At 42.6% G+C, this 17,474-nt stretch carries 18 protein-coding genes, 1 tRNA gene and 1 riboswitch; of the genes, 12 read left to right on the forward strand and 7 right to left on the reverse strand.

Translation table 11 applies throughout. The features are described from left to right. Window positions 1-14: 14 nt before the first annotated feature. The 3 genes from RAC86_RS21675 (at window position 15) to RAC86_RS21685 (ending at window position 2,284) form a co-directional block, all read left to right on the forward strand. Window positions 15-1,181 (forward strand): AI-2E family transporter, encoded by a 1,167-nt coding sequence (locus RAC86_RS21675; RefSeq protein WP_038429517.1) that lies wholly within the window; start codon window positions 15-17, stop codon window positions 1,179-1,181. Between the two features lie 92 nt (window positions 1,182-1,273). Beyond that, window positions 1,274-2,104 (forward strand): undecaprenyl-diphosphate phosphatase, encoded by an 831-nt coding sequence (locus RAC86_RS21680; protein ID WP_014477785.1) that lies wholly within the window; start codon window positions 1,274-1,276, stop codon window positions 2,102-2,104. Window positions 2,105-2,211: 107 nt separating this feature from the next. Beyond that, window positions 2,212-2,284, forward strand: a tRNA-Ala gene (locus RAC86_RS21685). Between the two features lie 104 nt (window positions 2,285-2,388). Here RAC86_RS21685 and cdoA read toward each other — a convergent pair. After that, the gene (gene cdoA, locus RAC86_RS21690; protein WP_021480465.1) at window positions 2,389-2,874 is read right to left on the reverse strand and encodes a cysteine dioxygenase; all 486 of its coding nucleotides are present in this window, start codon (window positions 2,872-2,874) and stop codon (window positions 2,389-2,391) included. A gap of 502 nt (window positions 2,875-3,376) precedes the next feature. Between cdoA and RAC86_RS21695 the strand changes: the two genes are divergently transcribed. The 3 genes from RAC86_RS21695 (at window position 3,377) to RAC86_RS21705 (ending at window position 6,293) form a co-directional block, all read left to right on the forward strand. Further along, window positions 3,377-4,912: an MFS transporter gene (locus tag RAC86_RS21695; RefSeq protein ID WP_377886019.1), complete on the forward strand. Its 1,536-nt coding sequence runs from the start codon at window positions 3,377-3,379 to the stop codon at window positions 4,910-4,912. A 160-nt stretch (window positions 4,913-5,072) separates the two neighbouring features. After that, a complete protein-coding gene (gene lytG, locus RAC86_RS21700; protein WP_003228938.1) occupies window positions 5,073-5,921 on the forward strand; it encodes an exo-glucosaminidase LytG in 849 nt (282 codons plus the stop codon). 108 nt (window positions 5,922-6,029) lie between these two features. After that, complete coding sequence (locus RAC86_RS21705; protein WP_003222348.1) at window positions 6,030-6,293, forward strand: YiaA/YiaB family inner membrane protein; 264 nt, start codon at window positions 6,030-6,032, stop codon at window positions 6,291-6,293. Window positions 6,294-6,328: 35 nt separating this feature from the next. Here the strand turns inward: RAC86_RS21705 and ktrB are convergent, their stop codons facing one another. From ktrB to gbsR, 4 genes are all read right to left on the reverse strand, one after another. After that, complete coding sequence (gene ktrB / locus RAC86_RS21710) at window positions 6,329-7,666, reverse strand: Ktr system potassium transporter KtrB (protein ID WP_377886020.1); 1,338 nt, start codon at window positions 7,664-7,666, stop codon at window positions 6,329-6,331. A gap of 6 nt (window positions 7,667-7,672) precedes the next feature. After that, window positions 7,673-8,341, reverse strand: coding sequence for a potassium uptake protein KtrA (ktrA, locus tag RAC86_RS21715; protein WP_003228942.1), 669 nt, complete (start codon window positions 8,339-8,341; stop codon window positions 7,673-7,675). Window positions 8,342-8,413: 72 nt separating this feature from the next. Then, window positions 8,414-8,562, reverse strand: a riboswitch (cyclic di-AMP (ydaO/yuaA leader). 144 nt (window positions 8,563-8,706) lie between these two features. Continuing rightward, on the reverse strand, window positions 8,707-9,252 hold the full coding sequence (gene bslA, locus RAC86_RS21720) for a biofilm surface layer hydrophobin BslA (RefSeq protein WP_003243556.1): 546 nt from the start codon (window positions 9,250-9,252) through the stop codon (window positions 8,707-8,709). A 196-nt stretch (window positions 9,253-9,448) separates the two neighbouring features. Continuing rightward, entirely contained in the window at window positions 9,449-9,991 is a 543-nt protein-coding gene (gene gbsR / locus RAC86_RS21725) for a transcriptional regulator GbsR (RefSeq protein WP_015251366.1), read from the reverse strand. A gap of 198 nt (window positions 9,992-10,189) precedes the next feature. On the opposite strand from gbsR, the gene betB reads away from it, so the two are divergent. From betB to RAC86_RS21740, 3 genes are all read left to right on the forward strand, one after another. Continuing rightward, the gene (gene betB, locus RAC86_RS21730) at window positions 10,190-11,662 is read left to right on the forward strand and encodes a betaine-aldehyde dehydrogenase (protein WP_377886021.1); all 1,473 of its coding nucleotides are present in this window, start codon (window positions 10,190-10,192) and stop codon (window positions 11,660-11,662) included. A 16-nt stretch (window positions 11,663-11,678) separates the two neighbouring features. Beyond that, on the forward strand, window positions 11,679-12,887 hold the full coding sequence (gbsB, locus tag RAC86_RS21735) for a choline dehydrogenase (protein ID WP_003243227.1): 1,209 nt from the start codon (window positions 11,679-11,681) through the stop codon (window positions 12,885-12,887). Between the two features lie 87 nt (window positions 12,888-12,974). Further along, on the forward strand, window positions 12,975-13,553 hold the full coding sequence (locus RAC86_RS21740; RefSeq protein ID WP_003243361.1) for an MOSC domain-containing protein: 579 nt from the start codon (window positions 12,975-12,977) through the stop codon (window positions 13,551-13,553). A gap of 5 nt (window positions 13,554-13,558) precedes the next feature. Here the strand turns inward: RAC86_RS21740 and RAC86_RS21745 are convergent, their stop codons facing one another. Continuing rightward, window positions 13,559-14,047, reverse strand: a complete 489-nt coding sequence (locus RAC86_RS21745; RefSeq protein WP_015714594.1) for a DinB family protein — start codon at window positions 14,045-14,047, stop codon at window positions 13,559-13,561. 167 nt (window positions 14,048-14,214) lie between these two features. Between RAC86_RS21745 and RAC86_RS21750 the strand changes: the two genes are divergently transcribed. Genes RAC86_RS21750 through RAC86_RS21760 form a run of 3 tightly spaced genes read left to right on the forward strand, consistent with a single transcriptional unit; the run spans window position 14,215 to window position 16,828 of the window. Further along, the gene (locus tag RAC86_RS21750; protein ID WP_080530080.1) at window positions 14,215-14,739 is read left to right on the forward strand and encodes an NfeD family protein; all 525 of its coding nucleotides are present in this window, start codon (window positions 14,215-14,217) and stop codon (window positions 14,737-14,739) included. A gap of 20 nt (window positions 14,740-14,759) precedes the next feature. Beyond that, on the forward strand, window positions 14,760-16,289 hold the full coding sequence (gene floT, locus RAC86_RS21755; RefSeq protein ID WP_003228960.1) for a flotillin lipid rafts scaffold protein FloT: 1,530 nt from the start codon (window positions 14,760-14,762) through the stop codon (window positions 16,287-16,289). A gap of 17 nt (window positions 16,290-16,306) precedes the next feature. Next, on the forward strand, window positions 16,307-16,828 hold the full coding sequence (locus RAC86_RS21760) for a GNAT family N-acetyltransferase (RefSeq protein WP_003228963.1): 522 nt from the start codon (window positions 16,307-16,309) through the stop codon (window positions 16,826-16,828). Window positions 16,829-16,869: 41 nt separating this feature from the next. Here RAC86_RS21760 and thiT read toward each other — a convergent pair whose 3' ends face one another. Next, a complete protein-coding gene (gene thiT / locus RAC86_RS21765; protein ID WP_003228966.1) occupies window positions 16,870-17,448 on the reverse strand; it encodes an energy-coupled thiamine transporter ThiT in 579 nt (192 codons plus the stop codon). Between the last annotated feature and the right edge of the window lie 26 nt (window positions 17,449-17,474).

The raw sequence follows: 17,474 nt of genomic DNA on the forward strand, positions 1-17,474 counted from the left end.
ACGGAGGAACGATAGTGGAGACGTTGCAAACATGGAGCGGCAGATTCAAGCGATTCTTCTTGGATAATAAGTTTGTTTTATTTTTGCTTGTGCTGCTGCTGATTGGTTTAAATATTCTAGTATTTACAAAAACATCATTTATTTTCACCCCGATTATTGTTCTGCTCAAAACGATATCACTTCCGATTATTTTGACAGGCATTGTTTTTTATCTGTTAAACCCAGTCGTCGATTTTCTGGAGAGAAGAAGAATAAGAAGAATCTATTCTATATTGCTGCTATATCTATTGGTTATCGGGCTGATCACGATCACGATCGTGTCGATCATTCCCTTCTTAAAAGAACAAATTATGAGTTTGATTGACAATATCCCAAGATATGTGGACGTCGTAGAAAATCAGACGAAACAGCTGATTGGCAGCAACTTCGTCAATCAGGCCCAGCAAACGATGAACATTAATATATCTGATCTTGCTACAAAGGTTTCGGATCAGGCAGCGACGATCGTGAACAGCACCTTTACCGGTGTTGGGAATTTTATCGGCGCACTGACTGAGATTATCATTTCGATCGTCACGGTTCCGTTTATTCTATTTTATTTGCTAAAAGACGGAAGAAAATTACCGGTCTACATACTGAAGTTTGTGCCGACTCGATTGAAAGAACAGACATATACAGTCTTAAGCGAAATGAATCATCGGTTAAGCTCTTATATCAGAGGCCAGATCATTGTCAGCTTCTGTATCGGGTTTTTGCTGTTTATCGGTTATTTAATTATCGGGCTGGATTATGCTTCATTGCTTGCAGTCATTGCGGCTTGCACAAGCATCGTTCCATATTTAGGGCCAACGATTGCCATTACGCCTGCGATTATCATTGCCATAGTGACATCGCCGCTCATGCTGCTTAAGCTGGTGATCGTTTGGACGATTGTTCAGCTGATTGAAGGGAAGCTGATCTCTCCGCAAATTATGGGAAAAAACCTTCACATCCATCCGATTACGATTATTTTTCTGCTGTTAACAGCCGGCAAGCTGTTTGGTGTTGTTGGAATCATTCTTGCCATTCCTGGCTATGCAGTTGCCAAAGTCATTACGACACATTTATTTGACTGGTTTAAAATGCGGTCACATTTATACGATGAAGAAAAAAATGAAAATACGCCGGGGCATAAAGTGTGATTTTCGTTTATAGTTATATAAGACGGGCTTTCCATTTATGGAAAGCTCCCGTTATGTAAAAAAATAAATGTCTAATGGGGAGAATCAAAATCATGACTCTATGGGAATTGTTTGTAGCCGCCATTTTAGGAATCGTAGAAGGATTAACAGAGTACGCGCCGGTTTCTTCGACAGGACATATGATCATAGTAGACGACATCTGGCTTAAATCAAGTAATCTGATGTCAGAAGAAGCTGCTAACTCATTCAAGGTGGTTATTCAGCTAGGCTCCATTTTAGCAGTAGCTATCGTGTTTAAAGACCGAATTTTAAATTTACTCGGCTTGAAAAAAAATATTACAAGCGACCAGGAGCAGGGACATAAATTAAGCATTGCCCAAATTGCCGTCGGACTCGTGCCTGCAGCTGTTCTCGGCTTTTTGTTTGAAGATTACATTGATGAATATTTATTTTCTGTCAAAACTGTGGCCATCGGTTTAATTGCCGGGGCAATCCTGATGCTTTTTGCTGACTGGGTCAATAAGCGGAAAACAGCGACAGACACACTCGACCGCATTTCCTATAAACAGGCGATAGCAGTCGGCTTATTCCAATGTCTTGCCCTTTGGCCGGGTTTCTCGCGTTCGGGTTCAACCATTTCCGGAGGTGTTATTCTCGGATTAAACCACCGAGCTGCAGCCGACTTTACGTTTATTATGGCGATGCCGATCATGATGGGAGCCAGTTTTCTAAGCCTCGTGAAGCATTGGGACAGCTTAAGCTCGGATCTGATGCCATTTTTCATCGTCGGCTTTATCTGTGCCTTTGTGGTCGCACTGTTTGTCGTCCGTTTCTTTTTAAGGCTGATTAACAAAATCAAACTTGTCCCATTTGCAATCTATCGAATTATTCTCGGTGTGATTTTACTTTTGATCATGATGTAAGTCGAAAAATAAGGCTCTTTTCCGAGCCTTATTTTTTCTGTCAATTCAAGAGGAAACAGCTTGTTTTTCAAAATAAAATCATCTATAATAAACATGACATTACATACGGGGCCATAGCTCAGCTGGGAGAGCGCTACGCTGGCAGCGTAGAGGTCAGGGGTTCGAGCCCCCTTGGCTCCATACCTTTAAACCCTTATTCTATAAGGGTTTTTTGTTTTGAGGAAAAGGTTCATTCTCTGAATCCTCCAGTTGAGCGAAGTCAAAGTGAGCAGTTTATCTGTCAATCATGAATTTTCCAATACCTCCTTTTGTTCCTCAAAGACTGTCATGTCTTCCAAAGGAGGGGAGTAGACATGAAGAGATACCATTCGTTCGGATGTGGGATTAGACATTTTGTGAATTAAACCTTTGGTTGAAATAAGGCATTCTCCTTCGTGGACAAAGTATGAATTGGAGAGTTCTGCGTGTTCGCCGGCTGAGCGATAAATAGAATTAAGAAGCTTTCCTTCTAACACCATTGCACAACCAATGGATTGACCATGATCATGTACAGTTGTCTCCTTGTTTGGCGGAATGTTAATCACGATAATTTCCAATTCATTATTTCGATAGATGGCATTTCGGCCGTAAGCGTACTGGTCTGGTTCCTTAATATACGGTTGACTTAATTTTGCTGCGTTTGGAATTTGTTTTAAAGACGTTGCTAAATCTTTAACCGATGGATTTTTCAAGCCGCTAAAAATGTCTTGGATACACTCATACAGTTCCATTCGTTTTTGCCTCCCGGAATATTTAGAATTTCCTTACATTGGTATTTCATAGGTTAATTCATGGTATTTACCCATATACAATTTAGAGGCGGCAAACGCCCAGTGAACAAAAAAAAATGTGGGGGCAAAATGTTGTCTTATCACCAACTTATTCGAGTTTATTAGTTGGAATAGTGGATTGAAAGGATTAAAACGGCCTGCTTTAATTCGCTTGAGGGAACGAGCAGGGATTCATAAGTGCAGTTCTAGACACAATATCGGGGAAAAGCTTTCAAGCTTTCTATGTTGTGCTTGAAATTTACTCCATTGACAAAACACAATCGATTTGAAATAATATTTGATTATATGCTCATTCATTCACATAATTATAATAAAATAATATCATTTCCCCTGAAAGGGAGAATATTAGAATGAAAGCTAATGGTATGCAAAATCTATTAGCTTCTTTTGGTTTCAAAAAATGATGTGTTTCGCATGTATTCATATAGGAAGGAATGACAACATGAAGACAAAACACTATTGGGTGATTTCTTTGCTCGCCGTCTTAGCGGTCGGGCCGGGATTGATGTCTAACACGGCATTGTCGTCAGTTCAAGGCCTTGTTCAGAAAGCGGTTGGAACAAGTGTCTTCACATCAGTAAATCCGATATTGATCGGCAATATGGCCTTTGCCTTGTTAGTTCCGGCAGGACCGCTGCTGAGGAAAAAATTCGGTGCTCGTCCCGTCTATCTGGCTTCATTACCTGTCTTTATACTAGGTTCACTGCTCATCGCATGTTCAGGCGATATTGCATGGATGGCGGCAGGGCGCTTTTTACAGGGAGCGGCAACAGGCGTCATGCTGATGATTATGATTCCAATGCTTGTACTGTCATTCCCGATTGAACGCAGGAATTATGCACTGCTTGTGCTGATCGGGGGATTCTATGGTTCTGTTATCATCGGCACAATCCTCGGAACCATTGCAACAAGCTGCGGGCATTGGAGATGGCTGTTTTTCATCTTTGGCACCTTGTCCCTGATCGGTGTCGCGGTGAGCTATTTCTTTCTTCATGACGAGCATCACGGGGCGTCGGATCAAGAACAGCTGCTTGATCGTGTGGGAATTCTTTTATCTGTTTTCCTTGCCGCAGCCTCAGCGGTTTCATTCATTTTTCTGCAAAAATGGGGGCTGTCATCGGGTTATGTATGGATTGGTTTCGGGGTGACGTTATGTTTGCTCATTGGTCTATTGATTGTGGAATATAAAGTGAAAAACCCCTTCATATCTATTAAACTGATGCTGCTGCCAAAACCTGTGCTTGGCTTATTGATCATAGCTGCAGGGACGATAACGGTAGCTGTCAGCCTGTCTGCTTTTCAAGGCTTGCTCCGTCAAATGTATGATATTTCTCAGGAGCATCTCATTTTTTTAAACTTGACTCTTTTAATCGGAGTGGCGATCGCGGCCATTTTGAGCGCTCTGTTATATGATAAAGTCGGACCAGGGATGCTCGGTATTATCGGCGGACTCATTCTCGTTTTTGTGAATTTTCAATGGTTGCATATACAGGATCGATCATCTCTTTATATGTTCGCGGCACTGTTTATCATGCTTGCAGCGGGAACAGGCCTGACAGTCGCCGCAGGGCTGATGGGAGCTGCCATGGGAGGCCCGCTGCCTGATTTGGTCAAGAGAATGACAGCTGTTCAGTTTTTAAGATTGTTTGTCTATATGGGAGTTCCCATTCTCATCGGCTTTTTCACGAAAAAAGATGCTGCCAGACAAAGCGGTTCGGTACAGGATTCTATGATGACTGCTTATCATGATCTTTTCTTCATTTCTTTTATCCTTAGCGTGCTGCTCGTCTGCCTGTCATTTTGTATGAATGCCACTGGAATGGGGCACAAGCTGGCACATAAACCACATGATAAAGCGAAAACAGCTCCGGAAAAACCGGCCGTCTCAGCACAAGGTTTGTCGAAGGCAACTGTCAAATCATATAAAGTAATAAATGATACGGAATATCGGAATGCACTCAGAAATTTACAAAAATAGAAACATGGTAAAAACCTTTTCATTGAGCGAAAAGGTTTTTATTTTGCAATCTTTTCCCAACTTTATCCCTAAAGAATTGAAAAATATTAGAAGTGCAAGTAAAATTCTAAAAGGTAGATTCTTTTACATTCGTAATCTTTTAATTCGAAGGAAGGTTTTCATGGCCCGTAAAAAACTTAAAAAACGTAAACTCTTGATTTCACTATTTTTCCTTGTATCGATTCCGCTAGCTCTGTTTGTTTTAGCGACAACTTTATCAAAACCGATTGAAATATCCAAAGAAACTGAAGAAATCGATGAACAGCAAGTATTTATAGACAGTCTGTCCGGACATGCCCAAATTTTGTATGAAAAATACCATGTTCTCCCCAGCATCACAATTGCTCAGGCCATTCTCGAATCGGACTGGGGGAACAGTGAACTGGCTGCTAAGGCCAACAACCTTTTTGGCGTAAAAGGGAATTATAAAGGCCATCATGTCACGATGGAAACGGACGAAGTTGAAAAAGGGAAAAGAAAAACCATTCGCGCGAAGTTTCGAAAATACAGCACGTTTTTTGAATCTATGGATGATCACGCCCAATTGTTCGTCCGTGGCACATCGTGGAATAAAAAGAAGTATAAACCGGTGCTTGAGGCAGGGAATTATAAGGAAGCGGCAACCGCCCTGCAAACATCAGGATATGCTACAGACCCTGACTACGCTGACAAAATCAGTGCTATTGTGGAAAAATACGATTTAGATGAGTACGATGAGGTAAATCCATCCCTCAAATCTGTGGATTTAAACGCCTCTATTAAAGACAGTGCCGTTCAAGACGTATGGTCCAAGCCTTCTACTGATGATCGGTCCATAAGGCTTACCTCTGCCCAATCTTACGTCGGCAAAGACATAAAGGTTGTGTCTAAAAAACAGAAAGGCCAGTCTGTATGGTACCAATTCCAAATCAATGATAAACTTATTGGCTGGATTGATGATTCAGCTGTTGAAATAAAGGAGGCAACCTAAGCCCTTTTTACTGGTATTTTTAATTCTTTGTTCCATTCCGGGGAATTTGAGGTATAATATTCCACGGAAGTTATCACTTTTTAACTATGCTTTCGGGAGGGAACAAAGGTGCAGAAATATAGACGCAGAAACACGGTTGCCTTTACAGTATTAGCTTATTTTACTTTTTTTGCGGGAGTATTTTTGTTTAGTATCGGACTCTATAATGCTGATAATCTGGAACTCAATGAAAAAGGTTATTACATCGCTGTTATGATACTTGTAGCAGTTGGTGCGATTCTTACACAAAAAGTAACCCGTGATAACGCGGAAGATAACGAAATCATCGCGGAACAGGAAAAAAGACAAAATCAATCTCATATCGAATCATAAAAAAATCCGGCGACTGCACGCCGGATTTTTTGATATCACCCTGTAAACACTTCGCCGTCAGGGTAACGGATATTTGATTGCTCTGTTTTTGCGAATGAAAACACGAACGTTAAAGGACCAATTCTTCCGATAAACATGATGACAATAATGATACACTTGCCAGCTGTTGTCAGTTCAGGAGTAAGCCCCATCGTAAGGCCGACAGTTCCGAATGCGGAAAAGGTTTCAAACACAATTTGAAGAAATGGCGCTTGTTCTGTGATCGTCAGGGCGAAAATCCCTAAAAACACGATGAACAAACTGGTGACACTCACAGCTAAAGCTTTAATGATAATCGGATATTTGATGGAACGGCGGAAAATAACCGTTTCTTTTTTACCTCTCAAGTAAGCAATAACAGATGTTAAAATCACGATGAACGTAGTCAGCTTAATGCCGCTCGCCGTTGATGCGCTTCCTGCTCCGATAAACATCAATAATAAAGTAAATACAATTGTTCCTTCTCTCATGCTTCCAAAATCTAGAGAATTGAAGCCTGCGGTTCTCGGCGTCACTGCCTGAAAATAGGACGCCCACAGTTTATCGACTATATGCAGGTGGCCGAGCGTGCCGGGGTTGCTGTATTCTAAAATAAAGACCGTAAGCATAGCAATCGCATTCAACATCAGCGTTCCTGTAAGCATGAGCTTTGTATGTAAAGAAAAAGCTTTAAAACGCCGATTTTTCATCACATCAAACAGAACCGTAAATCCGATCCCTCCTGTAATAAATAAGAAAGTAATCACGAGGTTCACTGTAGGATCGCCAACGTAGCTCATCAAATTATCAGGCCACAGCGAAAACCCGGCATTGTTAAAAGCAGAAATTGCGTGAAACAAACTTGCAAACAAGCCGGATGACCAGCCGTACTGAGGTACAAGCCGGATGGATAAAATGAGTGCTGCTATCAATTCAATACTGATCGAAAACATAAACAGGACTTTGACAAGGCCAATGACACCGCCGATTGTCGGCTGGTTTAAGGCTTCCTGGACGAGCATTCGTTCTTTTAAGCCGATTTTTTTTCCTAATATCATGACGATCAAGACCGCAAATGTCATAAATCCAAGCCCGCCAATCTGAATCAGCCCCATAATAACTGTTTGCCCGAATACCGTAAATTGAGTACCGGTATCGACAACAGCAAGCCCTGTAACAGTTGTAGCGGAAGCCGCAGTAAAAAGGGCATCTATCCATGACAATGGCTTCGTAGTGGAAATCGGAAGCATTAATAGGACAGCCCCGATGATAATGGTAAGGAAAAAACCAATGGCAAGCACTTGAGGCGGTGTAAACCGAACCCATTTGATCACTTTATCCCTTTGAAGTGTCACTTTTGTCTACATCCCTTCGTTTTCAAAACGTTTAATATCCTTTTTGTGGCCCATGATCACCAGGCAATCTTGCTCGTGAATGATGTCTTCAGGCGCGGGGGAAAGACAGATATCTCCATGATGTTTGATGGCCAGGATCGTGCAGCCGTACTTTGCTCTTACATTCAGGTCAATAATCGATTTTGAATCAAGCTTGCGCGTAGCCAACAGCTCGACAATACTGTATTCATCAGATAGATCAATGTAATTCAAAACATTTTCGTCTGAAAGGCTTTGTGCGATTTTAACTCCCATATCTTTTTCAGGATGAATAATCCGGTCAGCGCCGATTTTTTCAAGCACCTTGTGATGATAATAGTTTTGAGCCTTCACCCAAATATTTGGAATATCAAGCTCCTTTAATAATAGGGTGGTCAGCGTACTCGCTTGAATATTTGCTCCGATGGCAACAATCACATATTCAAAATTGCGTATTCCTAATGAAAGCAATTCGTTTTCTTCGGTGGCGTTGGCAATTACCGCATGAGTGGCGTAAGAAGCATATGCATTGACCTTTTCTTCGTTGATATCAACCGCAAGGACCTCATGCCCCATTCTATGAAGTTCTTTACAAATGCTGCCGCCAAACCGGCCCAGCCCGATCACGGCAAATTGCTTATTTTTAATTCTTCCCAATGTTCATATCTCCCTTAGTGAATTAACGTTTTTGAAGCAAAAAAGACCATTGCAAAGAATGGTCGATAATAGACCTCCTCTCTGTATACGCCTACGAGGTTAGCTGTCGGATTAGGGATTCAGAGTACCCCCTCTTACTTAGTAAGATTCACCCCAAGGCTGTTAAAAAAACAGCCAATCGTTGGTTCCCCCGTTCGTGTTTGATTAAGCGGTAAAAGAGACTGTATGAAATTGAACACTCAAGAATTTACTCCTGTTTCTAGTGTTTGTCAATTTAAATTTTAAACCAGAAAAAAGATAACGGGAATTAGAGAAAAAGGGGAGGGTAAAACGCAAAAAAGACCGGCGTTAACCGGTCTTTTACATTAGTTGCAACCGCAAGGCTGAGTCGGAGGAGTGCTGCGCTTAGCCACGTCAATGCTGGCTTCTGCGTAAAATTTATTTCCAATGCTTAATGATTTATTCTCTGCACGGAAAGTATATGTACCTGCGGCAGGAAGTGTTTTGTTATTCAGTTTTAATTTGAATTCGCCAGCTCCTAACAAATCAAGTGCCAAAGGAACTCTTACTGTTTTCCCGTTATTGAGGATCTGTGTTGTACGCAAGGCATTTCCGTTCAATGTGTCTTTCGTGTTTGCAGTAAATCCGCTTGGCAATGTAAACTCCATAACGCCAAGGCTGAGAAGCGTGTTTGGACGGTAAGTCAATTCGATATCTGAGAAAGACCATTCCGTTTTGCTGGCGCCAGTGATTGTTGCGAACAATGAAGCTGTAGACTGTGTTCTCATAGTAGATTCAGTATGAGCTTTAGTTGATGTAGATTCAGCCGCGAAAGAAGCTGTAGGTGCAGAAACGAGTAACCCGAGACTTAATGCACTAATTGCCAAAGAAGATAATAATTTGCGTTTCATAACAAAATTCCCCCTAAAAAATGATAAATTAAACAGGCCTGCCCGCTTTTCACCTCCTCTGAAGGCCAAATACAAATTTTACCTACATAAAATTACCATCAAATATTTTGGAAGTAAATGGGGTGTTTTTCCCGTATTTTTCAAATTTGTAGTAGTTACATCAAAAAAACGCCTGGTTTCCCAGGCGTTTTCTGCTTTACTTTGTTTCGATCGGTATAAATTTAAAAATTTCTCCGGTCTGCACCGATTCAGCAAGCCGTTTCAGCCAGTCATAGTAAGCTTTAGAGCTTTCCAGCTGATCATATAACTGCAGTGCTTCATTTTTGATATCCTCATCGAGATCTTCCTTGCTTAAAACCTTTTGTAAATCAGCTTGTGCTTCCTCGATCGCTGTTACATTCACTTGAACCTCCCGCTCCCATTTAGGTGGAAAGAAATTTGTGAAAAATTTAAAGAAATCCTTCTCAGCCACAAATGTATGCTTGCGGATGCCCCGGTGAAATGTTTTTTTCACTACATTTAAGTCTTGAAGCTTTTTGACGCCAGTGCTCATGCTTGGTTTGCTCATTTGCAACTCCTCACGCATTTCGTCAAGCGTCATCTCATCCCTCATATACATCGTCCCATATAAAATCCCGACACTGCGGGTAATTCCGTAAAGATCCATCGTTTCAGCAATGGAGTCAATAACAAGATCCCGAGCCTGTTCTATAGCTGCAAATTCTGGATTTTCATCCATACTGACCCTCTTTTCCTTTAGAAAATTAAATTCGTTAAGTTATTTCTTTATGTTCTTTATCTTAACGAAACATGAGGAAAAGTCAAAAAGAAAAATCAAAATGGGACTTTGACAGTTTAAAAACCATATGTTAGATTAAGGTTGTTAAAAACATTAAATTTTTATTTAACAAACTTTATTTACGTCAAGGAGGCTTATATGAGTCAAACATTATTCATTGACGGAGAATGGATCAGTGCCGAAAAAGAACAGATCCGCAGTATTATCAACCCATTTAATCAAGAAGAAATTGCAACTGTAAGCGAGGGAGGGCGAGAGGACGCCATCAAAGCAATCGCAGCCGCACGCAGAGCATTTGACAAAGGAGAATGGTCTTCGCTATCCGGGCTTGAACGCGGAAAAATTGTTCTGAAAATTGCGGAATTAATCAGACGCGACCTTGAGGAGCTGGCTGAGCTTGAATCTCTTGATACAGGAAAAACACTCGAAGAAAGCAAGGCCGATATGGACGATATCGCCAATGTTTTTCAATATTACGCCGGCTTGGCAGACAAAGATGGCGGAGAGATCATTTCATCTCCGATTCCTGATTCAGAAAGCAAAATTATTAGGGAGCCAATCGGGGTTTGCGGCCAGATCACTCCATGGAATTATCCGCTCCTTCAAGCGAGCTGGAAAATCGCCCCTGCACTGGCCGCAGGAAACACAATCGTCATGAAGCCGAGTGAGATTACGCCGCTGACGACAATCAAAGTCTTTAAGCTGATGGAAGAAGCCGGTGTTCCAAAAGGTGTCGCGAATCTTGTCCTTGGACCGGGAGCCACAGTAGGCGATGAACTTGCCGTAAACAAAGACGTCGATTTGATTTCGTTTACGGGCGGAATTGAAACAGGCAAAAGCATCATGCGGGCGGCAAGCGGAAACGTCAAAAAGATCGCGCTTGAATTGGGCGGGAAAAATCCAAATATTGTTTTCAAGGACGCGGATTTAGAAGTTGCGGTTGATCAGGCCTTAAACGCTGTATTTTTCCACGCCGGCCAAGTATGCTCTGCAGGTTCCCGCTTGCTTGTTGAGGATGCCATTCATGATCAATTTTTGGCGGAGCTGGTCAAACGGGCAAAACGCATAAAACTCGGAAACGGTTTTCATGCTGAGACAGAAAGCGGTCCGCTTATTTCGGCGGAGCACAGGGCAAAGGTAGAAAAATATGTAGAGATCGGAATAGAGGAAGGCGCGAAGCTGGAGACAGGAGGCAAACGCCCGGAAGATCCTGAGCTTCAAAACGGCTTTTTCTATGAACCTACTATTTTCTCAAACTGTAATTCTGACATGAGAATCGTTCAGGAAGAGGTTTTCGGTCCTGTATTGACAGTCGAAACCTTCAGCTCTGAAGAAGAGGTAATCGAGCTTGCGAATGATACCATCTATGGCTTGGCTGGAGCGGTATGGTCAAAAGACATTGAAAAGTGCGAACGGGTAGCTGCCCGCTTGAGAATGGGAACCGTTTGGATCAACGATTTTCATCCGTACTTTGCACAAGCGCCATGGGGCGGATATAAGCAATCCGGGTTCGGACGCGAGCTTGGAAAAATAGGCCTTGAAGAATACACAGAAGTCAAACATGTATACCGCAATACAAAACCGGCAGCGGTTAACTGGTTCAATTCATAAGAGGGGGAGATTGATCATGACATTAAATATGAAGGTAGAAAGCATGCAGAAATTCCACACATTTGAAATTCCGACTGTGATTAAGCATGGAATCGGAGCCATCAAGCATACGGGTGAGGAAGTAGCTGCACTGGGCGTTTCAAAAGCGCTCCTTGTCACAGACCCAGGGATTTATAAAGCCGGTGTTGCTGATCCTGTAATCGAATCACTTAAAGAAGCAGGCATTGAAGTGGTGCTCTTTAATAAAGTTGAGCCAAACCCGCCTGTCCGTCTGGTGAATGAAGGATCTGAGCTTTACAAAAAAGAGAACTGTAATGGTTTGGTGGCAGTCGGAGGCGGAAGCTCCATGGATACAGCAAAAGCAATCGGAGTAGAAGCGACTCACGAAGGAAGCGTGCTTGATTATGAAGCGGCAGATGGGAAAAAACCGCTGGAAAACCGCATTCCTCCGCTGACGACAATTCCCACTACAGCTGGAACAGGATCAGAAGTAACCCAATGGGCGGTTATCACAGATGAAGAAAGAGAATTCAAATTCAACACGGGCGGTCCGCTGATTGCAGCGCACTTGACCATCATTGATCCTGAGCTTCATGTTTCAATGCCTCCGCATGTAACAGCTATGACGGGAATTGATGCGCTCGCCCATGCCATTGAGTGCTATACAATGAAATTTGCACAGCCAATCACGGATGCGGTTGCCTTAATGGCGATTGAGTATGCCGCTCATTACATTAAGAGGGCATTTGCTGACGGAGAGGATCTGGAAGCAAGGTATGGAATGGCGCAGGCTGCGATGCTTGCCGGCCTTTCTTACGGAAGTGAATCAGCGGGCGCGGCTCATGCGATGAGCCAAACGCTTGGCGGTATTATCCCAGTCGCTCACGGCCAATGTGTAGCGGCGATGATGGGCCCTGTCATGGAATACAACTGGAAGGGCTATCCTGAGAAGTTTGCGCGTATTGCGAAAGCGTTCGGTATTGATACAAGCAAGATGACAACAGAAGAAGCTGCGAAAGCATCTGTCAATTGGATGTATGATCTGGTCGAAGATTTAGAAGTGCCGACTTTAGAAGAGCAGGGAGTATCACCTGATATGATCGAACGCTTGTCTAAAGAAGCAATGAAAGATCCGCAAACCTTCGGAAACCCTAGAGATTTAAATGAAAAAGCATACAACTGGATCTACAAGCGCTGCTTTAACCTTACGCCTAAAACTGTATAATCAAAATCCCGCTCCTTTACAGAGCGGGATTTTTTGGGATAATGAAGCATAGGTGGAAATTTTAGATAAGAAGGAAGGTGCCAGCTGATGTGGAAGCGTATGACTGCAAAAGCGGAAGGCTTATATATCGCAGATACAAAAAGCTTCGTAACAAAGCAAATGGACAAGCTTGATTTTGATTATGGCGGCATCCCCGGCGACTTGCATTTTGGCCTGACCAAAAAAGCGGGAGCCAGAGAACCAATGTTTTCAAGAGGGACTGAAATTTTCAACCGCAGACAAATTTCAATTGTTTCAATAGAGGAATGCAACGAAATCGCTTTAAAAATGGGAGTGCCGAGAATTTTGCCGGAATGGCTCGGGGCGAATGTGGCAGTCAGCGGTATGCCAGATCTTACTTCATTAAAAGAAGGAAGCCGGATTATTTTTCCGAGCGGAGCGGCTCTGCTGTGTGAGGGCGAAAATGATCCGTGTATCCAGCCGGGAGAAGTCATTCAGTCTTATTATCCGGACCAACCGAAGCTGGCGTCGGCTTTCGTCCGCCACGCACTGGGCATTAGAGGGATTGTCTGTATTGTGGAGAGACCTGGTGCTGTTTACACAGGTGATGAAATAGAAGTTCATTCCTATCAGCGAAAAGTCAAACGAAAAGCAGAAAGGGTCTGATTAAATCAGGCCCTTTCTATCTTTTCTTTAATTTCTTTCATTTGGCTGAGGTGCCGTTTTTCATGATGGCCGATAAAATCGATCCACTGTCTGACAGTCAGCTCTTGAAACACAGGATGCGGAAGCACTCTTTCAAAATCTTCTTCTTTCAGAGAGGCAATCGCAGCAGTCAGCTGCTCTCTTACCACATCAAGCTCACGTTTCATTTGGCTGCCTGAAATAAAATCATGCGCAGGCTCAAGATGACTCGGGGCTTTCCGTTTATTATTTCTGTCCTGTGCTACCTCAAGCGGTTTTTCTTCAATTTCTTTAATCGGAGCGTCCTGTACACGTTCCTTCAACATTTTTTGTGCGGTCATATCGATTTTTTTCAAATGGTCAAGAACTTCCCGTATGCTCCATTCTTCAGCAGAAGGCTTTTGATTCAGCTTTTCGTCAGAAAGTCCTTTCAATTCGTTCCACGTTTCTAATCTGGCTTCATTAAAGATACTCATCATATCTCCTCCTAAAATGACATTACCATATATATAAGCAATTATCATTTATAAAGCACTTCAAATGGGTTACTTATCTTAAAATTTTGAAACTTTTCCCGGGGTGTCTCGTATTAATGGTAACGGCAGCCGTTCATCAATGCATTGATGAAGAAAGGATGAGGAAATTGGAGTTATTTGGAGTACCTATACAAACAATTTATCTTTATACGCTTATTATTGCGGGCAGCCTTACGCTGTTATTTCTGTTTTTCGGAGATGTATTTGCAGGGCTGCCAGAAGGCATTCCGTTTCTTAATCCGACATTAGTGCTCTCATTTTTCACATGTTTTTCAGCGGGCGGATATATAGGTGAACTCGTATTGCCTCTGTCAAGCTTGCTGATTGCGCTTTTATCTTGCATCCTTTCGATCATGCTGGTGGTATTGCTTCACATCTTTGTACTGGTGCCATTATCATCTGCAGAAGAATCATTGGCATATAGAGAAGATGATCTCAGAGGAAGACTCGGTAAAGTGATTACAGCTGTTCCTGTTGACGGGTTTGGTGAAGTGGTCATTGAAGGGATAGGCGGCACCATCTCGAAGTCAGCGATCAGCTTTGAAAATCAACAGATCGGTTATGGCACAAGAGTGCTAGTCGTAGATGTCAAAAACGGAGTTCTTTCGGTTACTCCGCATGAACCCATTTAACATAAAAGGAGGAATTTGATATGACAATGCCGATTATAATGATCATCGGAGTTGTATTCTTTTTATTAATTGCACTAATAGCTGTGTTTATTACGAAGTATCGTACAGCAGGGCCTGATGAAGCGTTAATTGTAACAGGGAGCTATCTGGGCAATAAAAATGTTCATGTCGATGAAGGCGGCAACCGTATTAAAATCGTCCGCGGCGGAGGAACCTTTGTCCTTCCCGTCTTCCAGCAGGCAGAGCCGCTAAGCTTATTATCAAGCAAACTCGATGTTTCGACACCTGAAGTCTATACAGAACAAGGAGTGCCAGTAATGGCCGATGGAACTGCGATTATTAAAATCGGCGGTTCTATAGGAGAAATCGCTACAGCGGCCGAACAATTTTTAGGGAAATCAAAAGACGACCGTGAGCAGGAAGCGCGGGAGGTTTTAGAAGGCCACCTTCGTTCCATTCTCGGCTCAATGACAGTAGAAGAAATCTATAAAAACAGAGAAAAATTCTCTCAAGAGGTGCAGCGTGTCGCTTCACAGGATCTCGCGAAAATGGGGCTTGTAATCGTCTCGTTTACCATTAAAGATGTTCGTGATAAAAACGGTTATCTTGAATCATTAGGGAAACCGAGAATTGCCCAAGTAAAACGTGATGCTGATATCGCGACAGCAGAGGCTGATAAAGAAACCCGAATTAAGCGGGCAGAGGCCGATAAAGACGCAAAAAAATCAGAACTTGAACGGGCGACGGAAATCGCTGAAGCTGAAAAAATCAATCAGCTCAAAATGGCTGAATTCCGCAGAGAACAAGATACGGCAAAAGCGAATGCCGACCAAGCATATGATTTAGAGACTGCCAGAGCGCGCCAGCAAGTCACAGAGCAGGAAATGCAGGTTAAAATTATCGAACGCCAAAAACAAATAGAACTAGAAGAAAAAGAAATTCTTCGCCGTGAACGTCAATACGACTCAGAGGTAAAGAAAAAAGCCGATGCAGACCGTTATTCTGTTGAGCAGTCCGCAGCAGCTGAGAAAGCTAAACAGCTCGCGGAAGCCGATGCCAAGAAGTACAGTATAGAAGCAATGGCAAAGGCTGAGGCGGAAAAAGTAAGAATTGACGGGCTAGCAAAAGCAGAAGCGGAAAAAGCGAAAGGAGAGACAGAGGCAGAGGTTATCCGCCTGAAAGGTCTTGCAGAAGCGGAAGCAAAAGAGAAAATTGCGGCCGCCTTTGAACAGTACGGGCAGGCGGCGATTTTCGATATGATTGTCAAAATGCTTCCGGAATACGCGAAACAAGCAGCGGCACCTCTTTCAAATATTGATAAAATCACCGTTGTCGATACAGGAGGAAGCGGTGAATCAAGCGGAGCAAACAAAGTAACCAGCTATGCGACGAACTTAATGTCAAGTCTGCAAGAAAGTTTAAAAGCATCCTCAGGAATTGATGTAAAAGAAATGCTTGAGAACTTTTCAGGAAAAGGAAACGTAAAACAAAGCATTAATGAATTAACAAATGAAATCAAAGAAGCCAAAACGATCCAAAAATCAGAGTAAGGAAAGGGCAGAACCGTATGGTAACTGTACGTGAAGCGAAGTTAGAGGATATAAAGGACATTGCAAAAGTGCATGTAGACAGCTGGAGGACAACATACCACGAAATTATCCCGATTGATTATTTAAACAGCCTGAACTATAAGGAATTTGAAGACAAATGGAAAAGTCGCTCGTTAAAGGGAGTATTTGTTGCTCAGGACGAAAAGGGTTCAGTATTCGGCTTTGCTTCATTTGGACCTATTCGCTCTGAACAAGAAGGCTATGACGGCGAGTTATACGCTATTTATCTTCTGGAAGAGCGCCAGCGGCAAGGTGCAGGCAGGGCGCTCTTAGCAAAAGGAGCGGAGTTTTTGCTTCAACATGGTTTTTCAAGTATGTTTGTTTGGGTTATTGAGCAGAATCCCTCGATTATATTTTATCAGGCCTATTCACCTGAAAGAGTAGCGGAGGACAACTTTGAAATTGCCGGAGTAAGGCTGAAAGAAGTAGGTCTTGGCTGGCCGGATCTTTCAGCTTTAAAAACACTTCTTAACAGATAACGAAAAATCCCCCAGCGGAATTCGCTGGGGGATTGTTACTTTTACGCTTTGTCACTTTTAAGCAGACGGGGTGCTGTCATAAATAATAAACATAGGACAATTGCACAAATAATGAATGAAGGAACCATGTAAGTCGCATTATAAGTTAAAGAATAAATCCATACCGGTGTTCCTTTTGGAGCAAAGCTGCCGAAAAACACAGCTCCTGAAATGACATGCGCGGCATAGCGCAGCAAACTGCCGATAAAAACTGCGCTGACCACTGAAACAATCAATTTCCCTTTTGTTTTTGATACAGCGGCTTTACGGACAGAAGAAGCGAAACAGCCGCTTATGCCGATTGCTGCGAAAGCGACAATGTAATCTAACAATAGCTGTACAGGATGTTGAGCAAACAAGTTTCCGATTGCTATTTGTACTAGACCTGTCAACAAACCTGTAGTAAGACCTGCTTTGACACCCCAGCGAAACGAAATTAAAAAGATCGGAATCATCATGATGGAGACCGAGCCTCCTTGAGGCATGCTAAGAAACATTCCTGAGACAATGTCTAAAATAACGGCTGCCGCTGTCATAATGGCAATTTCAATAAGGCGAACCAGTTGCTTAGATTGATTCATATCTATCTCCTTCCATTGACAGACAA

The sequence above is a fragment of the Bacillus sp. LR_5 genome (assembly GCF_042709275.1).

What these genes read in the sequence shown, in the direction of transcription:
- RAC86_RS21680 (WP_014477785.1), top strand. Translation starts at nt 1,274, where the DNA reads ATGACTCTATGGGAATTGTTTGTAGCCGCCATTTTAGGAATCGTAGAA.
- cdoA (WP_021480465.1), bottom strand. Translation starts at nt 2,874, where the DNA reads ATGGAACTGTATGAGTGTATCCAAGACATTTTTAGCGGCTTGAAAAAT.
- RAC86_RS21695 (WP_377886019.1), top strand. Translation starts at nt 3,377, where the DNA reads ATGAAGACAAAACACTATTGGGTGATTTCTTTGCTCGCCGTCTTAGCG.
- lytG (WP_003228938.1), top strand. Translation starts at nt 5,073, where the DNA reads ATGGCCCGTAAAAAACTTAAAAAACGTAAACTCTTGATTTCACTATTT.
- bslA (WP_003243556.1), bottom strand. Translation starts at nt 9,252, where the DNA reads ATGAAACGCAAATTATTATCTTCTTTGGCAATTAGTGCATTAAGTCTC.
- gbsR (WP_015251366.1), bottom strand. Translation starts at nt 9,991, where the DNA reads ATGGATGAAAATCCAGAATTTGCAGCTATAGAACAGGCTCGGGATCTT.
- betB (WP_377886021.1), top strand. Translation starts at nt 10,190, where the DNA reads ATGAGTCAAACATTATTCATTGACGGAGAATGGATCAGTGCCGAAAAA.
- gbsB (WP_003243227.1), top strand. Translation starts at nt 11,679, where the DNA reads ATGACATTAAATATGAAGGTAGAAAGCATGCAGAAATTCCACACATTT.
- RAC86_RS21740 (WP_003243361.1), top strand. Translation starts at nt 12,975, where the DNA reads ATGTGGAAGCGTATGACTGCAAAAGCGGAAGGCTTATATATCGCAGAT.
- RAC86_RS21745 (WP_015714594.1), bottom strand. Translation starts at nt 14,047, where the DNA reads ATGAGTATCTTTAATGAAGCCAGATTAGAAACGTGGAACGAATTGAAA.
- floT (WP_003228960.1), top strand. Translation starts at nt 14,760, where the DNA reads ATGACAATGCCGATTATAATGATCATCGGAGTTGTATTCTTTTTATTA.
- RAC86_RS21760 (WP_003228963.1), top strand. Translation starts at nt 16,307, where the DNA reads ATGGTAACTGTACGTGAAGCGAAGTTAGAGGATATAAAGGACATTGCA.
- thiT (WP_003228966.1), bottom strand. Translation starts at nt 17,448, where the DNA reads ATGAATCAATCTAAGCAACTGGTTCGCCTTATTGAAATTGCCATTATG.